18 protein-coding genes and 1 pseudogene are annotated in these 16,090 nt (G+C 34.4%); 6 read left to right on the plus strand and 13 right to left on the minus strand.

The window, feature by feature from the left end:
* Positions 1-207 precede the first annotated feature (207 nt).
* Positions 208-603, plus strand: coding sequence for a plasmid mobilization protein (locus tag EV142_RS23220; protein WP_306462587.1), 396 nt, complete (start codon positions 208-210; stop codon positions 601-603).
* Positions 588-1,853, plus strand: a complete 1,266-nt coding sequence (locus EV142_RS23225; RefSeq protein ID WP_132038274.1) for a relaxase/mobilization nuclease domain-containing protein — start codon at positions 588-590, stop codon at positions 1,851-1,853. Before EV142_RS23220 ends, EV142_RS23225 begins: the two co-directional genes overlap by 16 nt.
* 74 nt (positions 1,854-1,927) lie before the next feature.
* Here the strand turns inward: EV142_RS23225 and EV142_RS23230 are convergent, their stop codons facing one another.
* Both EV142_RS23230 and EV142_RS23235 read right to left on the minus strand, forming a co-directional pair.
* The gene (locus EV142_RS23230; protein ID WP_132038275.1) at positions 1,928-2,431 is read right to left on the minus strand and encodes a hypothetical protein; all 504 of its coding nucleotides are present in this window, start codon (positions 2,429-2,431) and stop codon (positions 1,928-1,930) included.
* Between the two features lie 3 nt (positions 2,432-2,434).
* Positions 2,435-3,304: an RHS repeat domain-containing protein gene (locus tag EV142_RS23235; RefSeq protein WP_132038276.1), complete on the minus strand. Its 870-nt coding sequence runs from the start codon at positions 3,302-3,304 to the stop codon at positions 2,435-2,437.
* On the opposite strand from EV142_RS23235, the gene EV142_RS23240 reads away from it, so the two are divergent.
* The 3 genes from EV142_RS23240 to EV142_RS23250 all read left to right on the plus strand — a co-directional run bounded on the left by EV142_RS23240 (position 3,298) and on the right by EV142_RS23250 (position 6,245).
* Positions 3,298-3,582, plus strand: coding sequence for a hypothetical protein (locus EV142_RS23240; protein WP_132038277.1), 285 nt, complete (start codon positions 3,298-3,300; stop codon positions 3,580-3,582). The two genes, EV142_RS23235 and EV142_RS23240, sit on opposite strands and share 7 nt — an antisense overlap.
* Before the next feature lie 45 nt (positions 3,583-3,627).
* Positions 3,628-5,532 (plus strand): P-loop NTPase family protein, encoded by a 1,905-nt coding sequence (locus EV142_RS23245; protein ID WP_132038278.1) that lies wholly within the window; start codon positions 3,628-3,630, stop codon positions 5,530-5,532.
* Between the two features lie 191 nt (positions 5,533-5,723).
* Positions 5,724-6,245 (plus strand): O-acetyl-ADP-ribose deacetylase, encoded by a 522-nt coding sequence (locus EV142_RS23250; RefSeq protein ID WP_132038279.1) that lies wholly within the window; start codon positions 5,724-5,726, stop codon positions 6,243-6,245.
* Between the two features lie 29 nt (positions 6,246-6,274).
* Here the strand turns inward: EV142_RS23250 and EV142_RS23255 are convergent, their stop codons facing one another.
* From EV142_RS23255 to EV142_RS23295, 10 genes and pseudogenes are all read right to left on the minus strand, one after another.
* Positions 6,275-6,562 carry a hypothetical protein gene (locus EV142_RS23255; RefSeq protein WP_132038280.1) on the minus strand — a complete coding sequence of 96 codons (288 nt, stop codon included), beginning with the start codon at positions 6,560-6,562 and terminating at the stop codon, positions 6,275-6,277.
* Positions 6,563-6,567: 5 nt separating this feature from the next.
* Positions 6,568-7,302 carry a TreTu family toxin gene (locus EV142_RS24630; RefSeq protein WP_442562011.1) on the minus strand — a complete coding sequence of 245 codons (735 nt, stop codon included), beginning with the start codon at positions 7,300-7,302 and terminating at the stop codon, positions 6,568-6,570.
* 9 nt (positions 7,303-7,311) lie between these two features.
* Positions 7,312-7,482, minus strand: a pseudogene (locus EV142_RS24770) (RHS repeat-associated core domain-containing protein); the annotation flags it as partial.
* 205 nt (positions 7,483-7,687) lie between these two features.
* Positions 7,688-8,302: a class I SAM-dependent methyltransferase gene (locus EV142_RS23265; RefSeq protein WP_127340951.1), complete on the minus strand. Its 615-nt coding sequence runs from the start codon at positions 8,300-8,302 to the stop codon at positions 7,688-7,690.
* Between the two features lie 99 nt (positions 8,303-8,401).
* On the minus strand, positions 8,402-8,869 hold the full coding sequence (locus EV142_RS23270) for a helix-turn-helix transcriptional regulator (RefSeq protein WP_238160950.1): 468 nt from the start codon (positions 8,867-8,869) through the stop codon (positions 8,402-8,404).
* Between the two features lie 5 nt (positions 8,870-8,874).
* Positions 8,875-9,387: a hypothetical protein gene (locus tag EV142_RS23275; RefSeq protein WP_127340949.1), complete on the minus strand. Its 513-nt coding sequence runs from the start codon at positions 9,385-9,387 to the stop codon at positions 8,875-8,877.
* An 80-nt stretch (positions 9,388-9,467) separates the two neighbouring features.
* Complete coding sequence (locus EV142_RS23280; RefSeq protein ID WP_127340948.1) at positions 9,468-10,337, minus strand: tyrosine-type recombinase/integrase; 870 nt, start codon at positions 10,335-10,337, stop codon at positions 9,468-9,470.
* Between the two features lie 11 nt (positions 10,338-10,348).
* A complete protein-coding gene (locus tag EV142_RS23285) occupies positions 10,349-11,395 on the minus strand; it encodes a tyrosine-type recombinase/integrase (protein ID WP_238160949.1) in 1,047 nt (348 codons plus the stop codon).
* Positions 11,396-11,406: 11 nt separating this feature from the next.
* Positions 11,407-13,077: a hypothetical protein gene (locus tag EV142_RS23290; RefSeq protein ID WP_127340947.1), complete on the minus strand. Its 1,671-nt coding sequence runs from the start codon at positions 13,075-13,077 to the stop codon at positions 11,407-11,409.
* Between the two features lie 4 nt (positions 13,078-13,081).
* Positions 13,082-13,648 carry a hypothetical protein gene (locus tag EV142_RS23295; protein ID WP_127340946.1) on the minus strand — a complete coding sequence of 189 codons (567 nt, stop codon included), beginning with the start codon at positions 13,646-13,648 and terminating at the stop codon, positions 13,082-13,084.
* A 639-nt stretch (positions 13,649-14,287) separates the two neighbouring features.
* Here EV142_RS23295 and EV142_RS23300 point away from each other — a divergent pair.
* Positions 14,288-14,689, plus strand: a complete 402-nt coding sequence (locus EV142_RS23300; RefSeq protein ID WP_127340945.1) for a helix-turn-helix transcriptional regulator — start codon at positions 14,288-14,290, stop codon at positions 14,687-14,689.
* 231 nt (positions 14,690-14,920) lie between these two features.
* On the opposite strand, the gene EV142_RS23305 is transcribed toward EV142_RS23300, so the two are convergent.
* A complete protein-coding gene (locus EV142_RS23305; RefSeq protein ID WP_371311651.1) occupies positions 14,921-16,078 on the minus strand; it encodes an IS3 family transposase in 1,158 nt (385 codons plus the stop codon).
* Positions 16,079-16,090: the final 12 nt, after the last annotated feature.

Raw genomic sequence — 16,090 nt, forward strand, 5'->3', positions numbered from 1 at the left:
TCATGAGTAAATTATGACTATCAAACTTTTAAATATTTTATTTAAATTAGAAACCTGCTTTAAAAAAAATCTCAAAGACTGCCACGTTCCTGCAGCCGGCCAGATGAACGGTTGTCGGACAACCGCCTATCTGGCTGATCTATCCTCGGAACTCGGGATCAGTGACACTGAAAGGAAAAAAGAGTTTGATAATAATGAAAATGAAAGATGATGGAAAGAGAAAATTCAAACAGATCACGCAGAATTACAGTGCGCGTGACACCAGAAGAGTATTCGAAAATTGAGCAACGATACAAAAACAGTACGTGCCGTAAACTGAGCGATTATATTCGCAAGCATTTATTTAACAAGCCCATTACAACACATTACAGAAATCAGTCAATAGACGATTCTATCGAAGAAATCGTACTACTCCGTAACGAGCTGAGTGCTGTGGGAAACAATGTAAATCAGGTTGTAAAAAAGATGCATACCTTAAAACAATCTCCGGAATTCAGAGAATGGATTACACGTTACGAAGTGGAAAGAATAATCCTTTCCAATAAAATAAATGACATTCAAAATCATATTTATAAAATCTCGAATAAATGGTTACAATCATAAAAACAAGCCATTCCATCCGCAGTATTTTTGCTTATAATGAGAACAAAGTTAAAGAGGGCGTGGCAGAATGTATTGGTGCAGGGAATTATCCCGCTGATGTAGATAAATTAAATGATTTTGCAAAGATCAACCGCTTTACAAAACGCCTTGAATTAAACGAAAATACCAAACGGAACAGCGTACATATTTCGCTCAATTTTGATCCGTCAGAAAATCATTCAAAAGAAAAATTGATGGCTATTGTAAATACCTACATGGACAAAATCGGTTTTGCAAAACAGCCTTATTTGGTTTACCAGCATCAAGATGCGGGACACCCGCACGTGCATGTAGTTTCTGTAAACATTGAAAGATACGGCAAGCGGATTGACATGCACCATCTAGGCATACGAAAATCAGAACCAGCGAGAAAGGAAATAGAAGAGATTTTTGGACTGGTAAAAGCGGAAGGACGAAAAATAAAAGAGCAGTTTAATTTACAACCCATTTCGATGGGCAAGGTTAGCTACGGAAAAATTGAATCTAAAAAAGCCCTAACCAATGTTTTAAATAAGATAATTAATGAGTATAAATATTCCAGCCTTCCCGAACTTAATGCAGTGCTAAAACAATATAATGTTTTGGCTGATCGTGGCAGTGAGAATTCAAAAATCTTTTTAGCAAATGGATTGGTGTACCGAATACTGGATGACAAAGGAAACCCAATTGGTGTTCCAATAAAAGCAAGTGATTTTTATTTTAAACCAACGTTGAAATTCTTGGGAGAAAAATTTAAGGAAAATGAAGCAAGAAATATGTCTGACAAATTACGGATAAAAAACATTATTAATATGGCACTCTTTAATGAGCGAGCAATGCCTATAAGTCATCTTGCAAAACTATTGGAAAGAGAAGGCATTCAAACCGTTTTTAGAAGAAGTAGTGAAGGCTTACTTTATGGTATTACTTATATTGACCTTATCACCAAAAATGTTTTTAATGGCAGTAGCTTGGGAAAAGAATACAGTGCAAAAGCTATTGAAGAGCGATGCGGATTAAAGGTTGCTATTGAAGAAAGAAATAATCTGATTTATCAAAAAATCCCATCTACAGAATTATTAATCGATGATCTTCAATATCAAAAAGACACAATTACTATTCCTGATTTAGTAAAAGCATTGGATGTGATTATGCGGTCTGAATATTCTTCAGATTATATACCAAAACAGCTTAAAAAAAAGAAGAAAAGAAGAATTCACAGAGGTATTTAAAAAGTAAAGGGTGTATTTTTTACACCCTTTGCTTTTGCATCTGTTTTTTGTTAGCACATCCAAATTTCCAAAATTTATTTATTACCACCACTTGGCAATGGTGGGGGTGGTAATTTTTCATTTAGTAATGCCATCGGAAATGCATGGAATTTTATTTGTTTAAATTCTAATTTTTTCAACTTTATAATTGAGTTAACAAGCGCTATTTCTTGATCATTTAAAAACGAATAATAAAATTTTATTGTTCGTTTATCTTCTTCATTAAAACTAATATCTAAACGATAGGGCTTTCCATCAACAATATCTCGTAAAACTATTTTCTGTTTAAATAAAATTTCAAAATCTTTTTTAAATTTTAAAAATTCTTTCGAATCAAAATTTGCTTGGTAGTAATTGTATTTTCCTTTTTTCTTTGGAATTTCTTCACAATAAAAAACTTTATCATGATTAACTTCAATCCCATATCTCAGTGCATCAGGATTCATACCTAACCCGCAAGTAAGTACAATCTTTTCATCATTATTTTTACTACAACCCAATATTATCATGGCTATTAATAAAACTACAACTTTTCTCATAATTTATTTCTTATAATTTAAATTACCTGTTTTTGGATTTACTTGTATTAGTGATCCACCAAAATTCCACATCATTGTTTTTAGCTGTGTGTTTGACTTATTTAAATTCAAACTTGATGAAGCTTGTTTAAGTACACTTAAAGTTCTTTCAGCAAAAGATTTAGCTGCACCACTATTAGGATTTTCCAAATTCTGCATACTAGTGTAATAGTGATCTGCATCATCGCCATATTTTCTATAACTTGAAGGCAAATTAGATGCATTCATATCACCATCATCATCATAGTCATTCGCATAACTGTCTGCATGTAAAAATGATTCGTGCGAAATAGCTTTAACCAGATTTAAAGTTTTATTTGTACTACCAAAACCATCTTTTGCAACTTCCACGTTAATATCAAACTCATGGTCAGCTTTAAGTGAATAATTATAAGTTGTTTGGCTTTGTCCTTTGTCTTCATCTTTAGATATTGAATAATTTAAGTTTACACCTTTCTCATCAAATTTCCCTCCTTTTCCAGCTTCATAAAAAACTTTTCCTCCATATGTTAATTTTTGTCCCTTAGAAGCAAAAAGATCAAGAAATGCTTTGCCTTCCTTAGTTTTTGCAAAGAGTATAAAAGCATTAGCATGCTCTTTATCTTTCAATAAATCACCTAATTTGATCTCTTTTCCATCTGGATCTACAAAAAGAACTGGATTATTCAATGCATAATTATATCCACTCCAACTAGTATACTTTGCAGCTAAAGGATCTATGTTCATCCAACGCCCAAGTGCAGGGTCATAATTATGTGCCCCATAGTCATACATGTTAAGCCCCAGTTCGTCTTGCAATTCTTTTCCATTATACTTATACTTATATTTTGGAATATTTTAATTTAGTTGCAATACCAACAAATGACCTAGAACATTTTATCCTGCATAAATACGGTTCAATAAATAGAATAGCAACTTTTATAGATGAAGTTACTTCAGTTCGTGACCAGCTATCAAATCTTTTTGGAACACCAGAACTTGAAACAAACCAAATAGGTGATTATTTTTATGGTGCAAGCTGGATTACACAAGAAACAATAGTAATTGTATTGGAATACGCAGATAAAAACCTTACATTACAAATTAGACAAGGTCAAAAAATCACTATTTAGAAGAGCACTTAAAAATAGAAAATACAATAAAAAATATAGCTAAGTATGAATGAAGAGCAAGTAAAAATTGTGGAGCAATATCTGAAAATTGAAAGCAATTATGCAATGATAATTTCTGGAAAATATGGAACAGGAAAAACCCATTTTTACAAAAATGAATTAGTCCCAATGATTTCTAATTTACAACTGCCCAAAAAAGAAGGAAAAGTATATGACCCAATTCATATTTCTTTATTTGGATACAGTAGTCTTGAGGAAATACAAACAGCAATATTAGCCGAACTATATCCGCTTTTGAAAGATAAAAAAGTAAAATTAGGAGTTGGAGTTGTCAAAGCCCTTATAAAAGGTTTTATTAAAATTAAAAGCCTTGGTACTGTTGACGTTAATCTTTCTGATTACCAAGACGATTTAAAAACAGAGGCAATTGATTGGATAAAATTTGACGAATTAGTTATTTGTTTTGATGATATTGATCGAAAAAGCCCGAATCTAGATATTCAGGAAGTCTTAGGTTTTATAAATTCCTTAGTCGAAAATCAAGGGGCAAAAATTATAATAATTGCTAATGAAGAAGAACTTCTTAATGATGAAAAATATTCTTCAAAATTAAAGGAAAAAGTTATAGGTGTTACAGTACATTATACACCTCCTACACCTGAAGTTTTTAGGCAAATAATTAAAGAAAAGTACGAAACAACTGAAAGTGTTTATTTCCGTTTTCTGAATAGTAATGACGAAAAAATTATTAAAGTTTTACAAGCTAACAATAATAACTTTCGAAATCTTGTTTTTTTTCTAGAACATTTCAAAGTTATATTCAAACCTCTAGAGATTCTATTTGATTTTGACTCAGACTTTAGTGTTCTTAAAGATAAGAAACAGCAAGCCGTATTAGATTTTACTCTTGCTATTACTATGGAATATAAATTAGGACATTTAAACAGCACTAATATTGAAGACTTACAGAACTTAAGAACAGGTATTTCAATTGTTTCACTAGAAAATTTATTAAGTAATCATTCCAATACCTCAGAAGTTGAAACGAAGGACAAAACTTACATGGAAATTTTTGATAAAAAATACTTTCATAATATTAAATATTGTTATTTCGGTTCTATCACGGACTATATAACAGGAAAAAAAGCGTTCGATCAATTAGAATTGAAATCAGAATTGCAAAAATATTTTGTTGTAGAAAATGGTGTTGTTGCCGAATACGAACGAGTTTTACAAGATTTAGGATACATGGGTTGTTTAAACTTATCTAATAAGGAATATAGAAACTTAACGTTTGAAATGCTAAAACATGCTGATCAAGGAAAGTATCAACTAAAAGATTACTCAACAGTATTTCATTATGCATCGAGATTTAATAATCGCCTACATTTTGATCTTTTAAAATTAACAAATCGAATTAAGAAAGGAATAGATAAAGGATTGAAACATTACATTTTCACCCCCAACTTAGACTTTCATCTTTCCATTGATGAAAGTACTGAGTATAAAGACGAAATTAAGGAGATCATTAATTACGTTTTGAAAACGAATAATTATATAAATGACAATAATAAGAAAACCAAATTTCGAGAACTAGAAGTGTTGTTTTTTGAAGATTTTAATTTATTTATAACAAAAACAAGCGATACTAACGAGGAAATAAGGTACATGTCTTTTTTTCAAAAATTTAATGTTAAGCAATTTTACAAAAACATTAAAAATCTTAGCAATGAAGAAATATGGAAACTAGCCCATTATTTCAAAAGAAGATATTCAACACACATGTACGGAGAGATTCTCAATGAAAAAGATTTCATCACAGAATTACTTAATCTATTGAGCTTACCCTCGAAAAAAAGAGAAAAAGATAATCTTCAAAATTTAAGTTTAAACTACCTTAGTAAATCACTTACGGGATGTGTCATAAATTTTGGAAACGCAGTACAATAGCATAATCATAAAAGCTATAACACCGAAATGCTTATAAATGGAAGATTTTAAATCCAATTTACTCATTTTTATCAACATTTTGAGTTTGTAGTAATCTTGAATTTTTATATTTTTAGATTCAATGGTTTTATGCAAATTTAGGTCAGGATTAAAAAATTATAAAAATAGATAATCATTTTTTAAAGTAAATTATGGATATTATTCTTACAGTAATTAAAGGGGACATCACTAAAGTTGAAGCTGATGCTATAGTAAATGCTGCCAATACTTCTTTACTTGGAGGGAGTGGTGTGGATGGAGCAATACATAGAGCAGGTGGAAAAGATATACTTGAAGATTGCCAAAAAATAAGAAATAAACAAGGTAAATGTAAAATTGGTGAGGCTGTTATTACAACGGGAGGAAACTTGCCTGCTAAGTTTGTAATTCATGCTGTTGGCCCAGTTTGGAGCAATGGTACTAAAAATGAAACAGAACTTTTGACTTCAGCTTACACTAATTCCTTAAATTTAGCTATCCAGAATAATATTGAAACAATCGCCTTTCCAAATATTAGTACAGGTATTTATAAATTTCCTAAAAAAGAAGCTGCCATAATTGCGATAAATACTGTAAATTCTTTCGAAGATAATTTAAACATCATTAAGGAAATTATTTTTGTTTGCTATGACGATGAAAATTATACAATTTACAACAACATATTAAAAAAATAAATCCCCCGAATTTTCGGGGGATTTATTTTTTATAAAAACGATTTTAATTCTATAAGTAGTTTTTTTTGTTCCTCTACTTTATTTGGCTCCAATAATATATTCATTATTTCTTCTTCTTTTTGATAGTCCCAAAGAAAAACTCCTAGCCATCCCAATCCCCAAAAATCTACATTTCCTCCTTTTTCTTTGGAGTTAAATTCAATTTGGGTAAGGCTTCCAAAATCTCCATCATCATAAAAACGATGCTTAACTTCATAATCTTTTAAGACGGCTTCAATATCCATTTTAAACCACAATAAATCTTTTGCTTCTTTCATCTTATTTATTTTACTTGTAATATAGGTGTAAGTTTTTGAATAGTAGGCATCACTTGTCCTCCTTGTTTAGCAAGTTGTGATTGCATTGCCCTTCCTGCATTTGGACCAAGCGTTTTAAACCAACCTTGAACGCCACCCTGTAATAAATTATTAGTAGCTACTTGAAATTCTACATAGACAGAGCCTTTTGCAGCTGCTGTAAAAGCAGTTGGTCCGCCTGTAGAGACAAATGTTTGACCACCTGCGCCTTCAACCATTGCACCCGTTGCTTGCATAGTTTCATATTCTGCTAATGACATCCAACGTCCAACAGTTGTCATTCCTACTCTGGTTCCCATTCTAGTAAGAAGTGCTCCTCCAACCCTTCCTATACCTTTCATCGCGTACCCACCAGCTACAAAACCGACACCTTGATTAATTGTTTCATTTAACATTTCTTCTTCAACTGGATCGTAAGGCTTGTGTTCAACGAAATAATTAGAATCACCACCTAATGCTCCATTGATTGCATTTCCAATTTTGGCAAAAAGATTTCCTGTATTTTTATGATATTTTTTTCCCCTAACAGTAACAACGTCATCTAATCTTCCTTTCTTTGCTGGTGGATCACCGCCCTCGGATTCACCACTATGACTTGCAATAGCTTCATCCGCTGTCACTGTGGCTCCAGTGTCCTTATTTTTATACTGTTTTTCATCCCAATCATAATAGTTTCCTGACTGTCCAGCTCTCGGAGCCATTCCATCAGGGTCAATAAAATATACAGGATTATCTAAAGCATATGTATAAGGGTTGTATCTTCTTGTAAGTTCAGCCAAAGGGTCAATATTCATAAATCTACCCAAAGAAGGGTCGTAATTTCTCGCTCCATAATCATAAACCCCAAGCCCCAGCTCGTCTTGAAGCTCTTTTCCATTGTACTTATACTTATAGGGTTCTGTAAACCTTTTTTATATAAAACAGCCCCTTGCAAAAAATCTCCATATAAAGAACGTCCGGCTACATTTTTCTATAATACGAAAGTAGATGTACTTTAATTATTTTCCTAATAAAATTATAGGCTTCTTTATTCCAAAAAAAAACTTCCTTTACGGAAGTCTTTTTTCATTGAAAGAATTATTTATATCATATTTTTTCAAAACCACAAAATTGAAAATTCTGAATTGTATCAAATGGTGTAGTATGATTTTCAGTAAAACAGTTTATTGCGTTAAAACTTTTAGCAAACGTTTGTTTCATTGAACTCTCCGAATATTGTTTTATTTCAAGACCGCTACATTTTGTCGGTCCGTTTTCTGAAAATGTCCCTAAAAGGAAATGACCTTCTTTATTAATGGAATTCCCAACGATGGTTATATATTTCATGACACTTTCCTGTTCTGTCAAGAAATGAAATACCGCCCTGTCATACCAAAAATCGAAAGTTACTTCAGGTTGAAATTCTGTAATATCCGATACAATCCAATGCACTAATTCAGCTTTTTTACCTAAACGTTTTTTAGCCTTTTCTAATGCAAATTCTGAAATATCTAATACCCAAATATTCTGAAATCCTTTTTCAAGAAGTACATCTACAAAATTACTCTCGCCACCTCCAACATCAATTATATTGGATGTTTTAGGTAAGTTTAGGTTTTCTAAGTACTGCATTGCAGTTTTTGGATATTTCTGTGTCCAGCTTACGTCCTGGGGACCCTTACTAGCAAAAACGTTTTCCCAATGTGATTTGTTATTCTCCATAAATTAAGCTTTACAGCAATTATCTAGTTATTTATATGCTATCTTATAGCATATTGCAAACCTTTTTTGTCTAAACAGTACCTTGCAAAAAAATACTTTTTATACTTCTACCAGATTACGGTAATCGAATTTTTTGTAATATTCTACGTTTGCTTTTTCTTTATTGAGTTCGATCAGCTCATTCTTAACTTCAACTCTATACCATTGTTCCGGCTTTGTATGAGAGAATGTACTTAGTTTTAGAACTAATTTTGCATTTAGTTTTCTTTCTCCGGAAAGATATTTATGGAGATTGCTATCGCGCATTTCAAAATAGTCAGCCAATTCTTTCTTAGTCAGATTAAGTGCTTTTAGGTACATCTTGACAAAGTCAAGAATTTTTAGAACTTCCGTACTATCGCTTTCACTTTGAATATAGTCTTCTAATTTATATTGAATAGAAAGTAATTGATTAGTCAATACTCGTTCTTTGGATTGTTTGGCAGCATGAGATGAGATAATTTTTTTTAAATCCCCTTTCTTTTTATCATTCCAAATATCTTCAACTTGAATTTCTTTATTTTTCATATCCATTAATTTAAAAATTCATCAATTAACTTTTGTCCCCCTTCAGGTGGTATAATCATAGTGGTTTCACCATACCTAAAAGCATTATACTTTGTTGAATATAAAGCCATTAATTTTATTTCATCTGCTTTATCTTCCTCCATGACATCAAATGCTAAATAGCCTAGATAATCGCCTTTCCCGTTTTTAAAACTCAACCTACAGGCAAATGCAATTAAACAACCTGCTACATTTTCATATTCTTTATTCTTACCTTTATTATGAGGTGCTACTTCAACAAACGCCATATAAGGTTCAACCTTCTTTTTCATTTCGAAAATCAAACATCCTTCAATTTTATCAGGTGTTTCTTCGCATACCAAAACATAGGTTTCAAAGCCATTGCCTTTGGAGTGGTTTCTAAAATTAAATCTCCATCCATCAGTCATTGACGGAAGGTTTGCCTTTATTATTTTTGAATCTGAAATTTTAGCATCTACTAAATTATTTCCTGCGATCTTTAATATTTTTACATCCATCGTACGCTACTAAAATTCATTACACAAATATACTTAAAAATTATACATATTGTATAATTTTAACCTTTATTTTTATTGCTTCAAATGCTTGGAAAATACCGGTTAATCATTTCCCGCTGCTGTGAGCTGTTCACTTTAATGTATTTTTCAGTTGTTCCTGGCCATTTATGCCCTGCGAGTTCCTGAGCCTGTTCCAAAGGAATCTTTTTTTCATTGAGCCAGTTGCAGATCACGCTCATACGGATGGATTGCGGATTGAGTTTCCGATCAGGAAACAATGCCCTGAGCGGGTCAATCATGGCATGGATGCTATCTACTGTAATAGGCTTGCCAAGTTTTGTGATAATGAGTTTTTCGGTCTTGCATCGCAGCATTTCTGTTCGAGTTTCGTTAATATAGTTGGAGAATAAGATCATCTGCTTGGATACCAGTTCCAGCGTTCGCTTATTTAAGGCTGCGGAAGCCTTGATGTAAACTGTCCCATTTTCCAAGTCGATATCCTTAACAGTAAGCCTTATGATTTCATCGCTAGTAAGTCCCTGATAAATCAAGAGTGATAATATAACATTGTTTCTGACGTCCAAATGCTTGTAGCGGTTTTCGCGCTGCATGAGCAGCTGTAGTTCCTGGCTGCTGAACAAGTCCTGAACCTGTATCGCCTGATTGCTGTTTACCTTAATATTCAAGCGTTTGCATGGATGGTCGTTTCTGTAGCCGCTCATAACCAGATAATCATAATATTTTTTGATTGCTGATAAAATGACAACCCGATACTTACTGTTGGACTGCTGCAGGCTGATTTCATCCATATACTTGACAACATTCTGGTACTTGTATCGTTTTGCTTTGGGATTTAATTTTAAAAAGTGATTGATGGCAAACAAATAGCTTGATACTGTCTGTCTGCTGTAATTTTGGAGCAGGAACTGCTCTAATGTCTGTTTTGCCATAAGCCAATTATTTAAAAGGTTATCAATTTTCGCTTCTTGTTTTTGATGGCATAGATATAAGTTGTATTGATATCCGAATGCCCTAGAAAATTTCTTATAAAATCAATCCCTGCGTTATTCTCAGCCAGATGGTGTGCAATACTGTGGCGCAGGCAATGCAGGGTAATATCCTTTTGAATCAGTTCGTATTTCCCAGTCTGCTCAATCATTTTTTTTAGTATCTCATTCAGGTTCTCGCCACTGGCACGCTTGCCTTTGCTGTTGATAAAAAAAGCCTCTTCTATTTGGCTTTTTCCCACCAGCTTTAAATTGCGTTCGTTCTGTATATAGTTTTTCAGGTATTTGACAACCGTATCGCTCATAGGGACTTCCCGTCTTTTGCTTCCTTTTCCGCTTTTGACAATGAGCATTCCGATGTTTAACTGTATGTCCCTTAAATTCAGTACGCTTATTTCTGAACGGCGAAGGCCGCACCCATAGGCAACGGACAGTAAAGCCTTTTCCATGTCATTCTCGCAGTACTGGTACACTATTTTTACCTCTTCAACGCTCAGGATATTTCGGGGCTTCTGAATACCCCCGCTATAGGCAGGGATATAATACCCGTTTTCAATTTCCCTGTTTTCCATAAGGTTCAAAAGGAAGAGCCCCTGTACAAAAAGATGAAACTTGATGGTTTTTTGCGACAGTGTTCCTTCGCCACGCAGTTTGGGTCTTGCAATGAGATATTCAAAATACTTTATTGATTCTTTAGAACTCACGTCCCTAATTTTAGTGATTCCTGTCTCTTCCAGCCATGCCAAAAATTCCGTCAAGGCATTTTGATACATGCGCCCTTTTCCTGATTTGTAATTCCTCACTTTTACAAAGCTGTCAAAACTCTTGGCAAGCTTTTGAAAATCCGGTGTTTGTATGGTCTTTTTCATTTTTTTTGTGCTGTTAAATTGTTCTTTTTTTAAACGGTCGCTTGCGCACTCCGTGGAACGCGGAACGCCAGTATCGTATTGCCAGTATTTGCAGGGGCTCCAGTGTTCCGCTGGCGTTCCGGGGCGTTCCATTTTTCTTGTTTTTAAAACGTTTCAAGTTGCTTGTTCATATCTTTCTTTATCCTGTCTTTTAGTTTTTCCATATTGTCCCAATAGCCCACTACGTATTTAAAACCCCTGTTTACAGAACCTTCAATTGCCTGAATGTATTCGAGTTCCTGTAATAACTGCATGTATCGGAATGCCGATGTCTTGCTGATATTAAGCTTGTGGCGAATCTCCCTGATGGTAAAACGGTGTGTTGAACCATTTTTTTGACTTTTTACATAGCCTTTGAGGTTTTCAAAAAATTGCCTTGTGCTTTTGTCAAGTTCATCCACTTTGATGATGATGGAATTGAAGAATATATCCACAGCAAAGCGAACATCCTCTTTGGTGGCAATCAGCCTGCCTTGTGCATCGGTTTTTCGCTGGTACTGGTGCAGGATGGCAATCTGTGATACAAAATTCTGGAACTGGCTGTTAAGCCGTCTGAGCATCTTGGCTTCAAGGGGAAGCATAAGTTTATCAGCAAATGGATTCACCACTTCGTAGGATTTCAGAACCCGTATGGCATTTCGAAGCAGCTGTGTTGCCTGCTGCTGATTCTCACTGTTGCTTTTCCCTGCGATTTTCCTATTTTGAATCTCTATAATCCGCATCGTCTGTGCCTGGCTTTCATCCACGCCCAAGATCACCGAACGGCTCATATTGTCATAATATACCTCAGCTTTGGTCGTTGTGGTAAGGCTCGCAAAGTGCGCCTGTACTTGTTTCATCCTTCCTCTGTTGTTTCCGAAGATATCCTTGACTACGGTGGAACTGGTTAAGAATTTGGCAGACTGCATTTCCCGAAAGGCATACTGCGCCTCTTCGTCGAGACCGTCAAAATCCTGAATCACGATCAGTTTATTGATTAGTTCCTTATCCCTGTAATGGTACAGCGACTTGCTGGTAATGCGGGTCATGTTCATTACATCTTCCTGTGGCATGCACTGGGCAATCCCATTAATCAGGTGGCTTTTTCCCTCACCGCTTGATCCCTGCACCAGCCCGTGCATGAGGTATGGCATTTTATAGCTTGAAGCCAGTACAAAAAGCAACAGCCTGTTTTCCTCTTCCCCGACAATGCCATTCTGTTCCAAAAGGGCATTGATATTTTCCAAAAGATTAGGTTTGGAGAGAAAAGCAATTGCTTTTTCATGTGCCTGCGGTGTGAGTTCCTTTTGGGAATACTTATCGGTAACGGGGTTTATTTCCGCTTCAAAAAGCAAATCGCGATGCTGTTCCAATAAATCCGTGAGCTGTACCAAATCCGTTTCCAATTCCTGATAATCAAAACCCTGTTTCTCGGAAAGTTCCGTACACTGGTTCTGTACGTTTCCAAAATCAAACAGGTCTACTTTAAGGCGGTGCTTCTTCTGTGTGCTGGTTTCCACAATTTGAAGCGATACCCGTAGGTTTCCTAAATCCATAGGGAGGTTGCCTACGACATAAAATGTTCCGGTTATTCCCTTGTAACTGATTTTGTAATCATTGTGCACCTGCAAGGCGACACCTGGTTTTTCAGTTTCCACATTTTTAAAAAGTTTCAGTATTCCGTCCGTTCCATAATTGACCCACATGTCATTTAGACTGTGTCCTTCTGGCAATTCCACAATTGACAGGGGCACATCGGGTCTTAGCTGCTGCATTTGTAATCTGATCTTCTCCATAGTCTTACCGCTTTATCATTATTATTGCTTCTAATTCATGTAATGCTTTGATAGCTTCCTGATGCTGTGGCAATAGTTCCCCGTCATGCAGCGATATGACTGCTTCCCTTTGGTCAAGTACCTTGCTTTGAAGCAGGGTAGCACAGTCGATAACAGACCAGACGATATAAAGCCGCTTGGTCAGCGGATGCGGGTAGGCGGGATAAATGCCTTTATCATTCAGGAATTCTTCTTTTGGTGAGTCAAGGTCAAACCGCAGGGCAAAAAAATTAACAATCGTATTGTCTTTGTCCAGCAGTGGAAAAATAAGCCCGTAACGTCCAAAAACGGTATAGGAGATCATTTCGGTCTCCCATCTGACCGGGGCGTAACTTTTGGTTAGCAGTCCCAGACTTTCAAACTCATCTTTTACCTTTTGCGGTTTGCGGTGATGGAACTGCCCGGAGTTAAAGCCTATCCTGAGTTCAGAATAATCCAATCCGATACCCCTGAGGTATGCATTGGGCTTTAGAGCCTTCGCACTTCGTATTCCCGTTTCAAATGACCGGAAAAGGCCTTCTAAATTTTTCATAAATATTTAATGGTTTTCCATTATTTTCAGGACGTAAGGTGGCCTGTAGCCGTTACAGGACTCTGCTATTTTAGGGAAGGTATAAAGGGAATTATTTGAGTAGAAACTTTGACAATCTGTATCGCGGTTATCAAAACTTAATTAATAGCAATTCCAGTAGTAGGAAATCATTCTTCTTTCTTCACCAGCCCTCTAAACAGTGAAAGTCCATTTTTAGATGGTCTTTTTAATCCGTTTATTTATCTTCTGACAAATATAAAAATGCATTTTCGAAGTTATCCAGACAGTGGTGTTGCTGGCGCCATTTGTCTTCTAATGGCGTTATGTTTAAGACAATTTAATTTTCAGAAGCTAGTAAAATCAATAAAACTAGAAAATAGGCTATCGCCAAAAGTGAAAAATGAACAGGGATAGCAAGCTTTATTAAATTCTTAAGAATGGGAAATTGCGGGTGGAGACCTGATCTTATAAATTAAAGATTTGCGGTGGAACATAAATAAAAATTGTATTTTTGTTTAATACACGGCAAGTACGCAATAGATTGTACCGTACCGAACTAATTGAAGTTGTATCTTACAATTACGGACTTGTTTTTTACCCGTTAGATTTTTTTGACAGAATTTTGAATATCTTTGAATTATGGAAACAGCAACAAAACCAAGGCACATTGGCAAAAATATTAGCCGTATTAGAGAACTTCGTGGAATGAAACAAGAAGCTTTAGCAGTTGCAATCGGCGTGAGCCAGCAATCGGTTTCTAGCATTGAGGCAAGTGAGTCAATTGATGATGAAAAATTACACGCAATTGCCAAAGTTTTGGGAGTAACAACAGAGGCTATTAAAAACTTTTCCGAGGAAGGTGTTATTAATTATTTTAATAGTTTCAACAATTTTAATGATAATTCTTCATTTAATAGTAATTGCACATTCAATCCCTTAGATAAACTTATGGAAGCTGTTGAAGAAAAAGAAAAGCTTTATGAACGTTTGCTGCAGGCAGAAAAAGATAAAGTAGCTCTTTTGGAGAAACTTCTTAAATAGATTGTAAATATTACTTTTATAGAATATATGGGCTACTTTTAAGTGCCCATTTTTTTGTTATGTGTCTCTATAACTGTTTGTTGTCCTTCTTTCAAAGGTGCAAAACTTTCTTGAATGTGTTCTGAAAGTGTTTTCATGATATCTTTATTTAAATAAATATAGTTTATATATAATTAAACAATTGTCCTCATTGCTACTAAATGATTTCAAAGATATAATCTGGTATATAAATTATCTGAAATAAATTTTATCAAATTCTTCGATGGTCATATAACCTAAAAATGAATGTCTTCTCTTTTTATTATACCAGTTTTCAATGTATTCAGTTGCTTCCAACCTAATTTGTTTCCTTGGCAGGAGTTTATTTCCATTAATCAATTCAGTTTTAAAACAATTAAAAAAACTTTCCGAAACAGCATTGTCATTATGATTTTGTTTACGACTCATACTACGCTTAATAAATTTGTAAGTGTCTAATCTATTAGTAAAAATTTTATTAGCATACTGAACACCCCTGTCAGAATGAAAGATCAAATCTTTAGTGATTTTCCTGTTATTGACCGCCATTTCCCAAGCGGATAAAGTAGTTGACTTAGTGCTCATTGTGTCGCTTAAACTCCATCCAATGATTTTTCTGTCAAATAAATCCATAATAATTGTAAGGTATAAAAAACCTCTTTTTGTTTGTATATATGTAATGTCCGAAACCCAAGCTTTAGAAGGCTCATCAACTCTAAACTCTCTATTTAGAACATTTGGAAACACATAATGATTATGAATTGAATCAGTTGTCGCCTTAAATTTTCTTTTGGCCTTTCTGCGCAGACCCAAAATTCTCATATAATTCGTTACTTGGGCGCTTTGTATTTTAAATCCTCTCCTTTGAAGTTCTTTAGTAATTTTCATACATCCGTATGTCTTTTTAAACTCATAAAATATAGATACGATTTCTTCTTTTAGTAAAATTATGCGAGATTCTGTATCGGTAAGCTCTTGTTTTTTTCTATTGTAATATGTAGTTCTTGATACTTCTAGCGCATTACACATTTTTAAAATGGAAAAGTTATGCTTATTATCCTCAATGAATTGTTTAGTCATCAATTTTCCTTGAGCGACATATGTACTCCCACTTTTTAAAATTTCCAGTGTAAGTTCTGAATCTTTAACCTTCTTTTCAAGGTTTGTAATTATAGCTTGTTCAGGAATTAATTTTAAGTATCCAGTTCCGCAAAAACTTCCTTTTCCAAATTTTTCAAAGTCTTGTCGCCAGCGATACAAACAACTTGGAGTTATTCCCAGCTCCCTTTCAATGCTTGCAATTTGCCTCTTACCTCTTTCATAACTTAACTTAACAGCATTCTCTTTGAAAGCGCGTTCATATGTTTTCATAGCATAAAGTTT

Source organism: Flavobacterium circumlabens (genome assembly GCF_004345565.1).
Lineage (GTDB): Bacteria > Bacteroidota > Bacteroidia > Flavobacteriales > Flavobacteriaceae > Flavobacterium > Flavobacterium circumlabens.

Coding starts and splice junctions, on each gene's coding strand:
- EV142_RS23220 (WP_306462587.1), top strand. CDS start 208: ATGATGGAAAGAGAAAATTCAAACAGATCACGCAGAATTACAGTGCGC.
- EV142_RS23225 (WP_132038274.1), top strand. CDS start 588: ATGGTTACAATCATAAAAACAAGCCATTCCATCCGCAGTATTTTTGCT.
- EV142_RS23230 (WP_132038275.1), bottom strand. CDS start 2,431: ATGAGAAAAGTTGTAGTTTTATTAATAGCCATGATAATATTGGGTTGT.
- EV142_RS23245 (WP_132038278.1), top strand. CDS start 3,628: ATGAATGAAGAGCAAGTAAAAATTGTGGAGCAATATCTGAAAATTGAA.
- EV142_RS23250 (WP_132038279.1), top strand. CDS start 5,724: ATGGATATTATTCTTACAGTAATTAAAGGGGACATCACTAAAGTTGAA.
- EV142_RS23255 (WP_132038280.1), bottom strand. CDS start 6,562: ATGAAAGAAGCAAAAGATTTATTGTGGTTTAAAATGGATATTGAAGCC.
- EV142_RS24630 (WP_442562011.1), bottom strand. CDS start 7,302: ATGGCTCCGAGAGCTGGACAGTCAGGAAACTATTATGATTGGGATGAA.
- EV142_RS23265 (WP_127340951.1), bottom strand. CDS start 8,302: ATGGAGAATAACAAATCACATTGGGAAAACGTTTTTGCTAGTAAGGGT.
- EV142_RS23270 (WP_238160950.1), bottom strand. CDS start 8,869: ATGAAAAATAAAGAAATTCAAGTTGAAGATATTTGGAATGATAAAAAG.
- EV142_RS23275 (WP_127340949.1), bottom strand. CDS start 9,387: ATGGATGTAAAAATATTAAAGATCGCAGGAAATAATTTAGTAGATGCT.
- EV142_RS23280 (WP_127340948.1), bottom strand. CDS start 10,337: ATGGCAAAACAGACATTAGAGCAGTTCCTGCTCCAAAATTACAGCAGA.
- EV142_RS23285 (WP_238160949.1), bottom strand. CDS start 11,395: ATGGAACGCCCCGGAACGCCAGCGGAACACTGGAGCCCCTGCAAATAC.
- EV142_RS23290 (WP_127340947.1), bottom strand. CDS start 13,077: ATGGAGAAGATCAGATTACAAATGCAGCAGCTAAGACCCGATGTGCCC.
- EV142_RS23295 (WP_127340946.1), bottom strand. CDS start 13,648: ATGAAAAATTTAGAAGGCCTTTTCCGGTCATTTGAAACGGGAATACGA.
- EV142_RS23300 (WP_127340945.1), top strand. CDS start 14,288: ATGGAAACAGCAACAAAACCAAGGCACATTGGCAAAAATATTAGCCGT.
- EV142_RS23305 (WP_371311651.1), bottom strand. CDS start 16,078: ATGAAAACATATGAACGCGCTTTCAAAGAGAATGCTGTTAAGTTAAGT.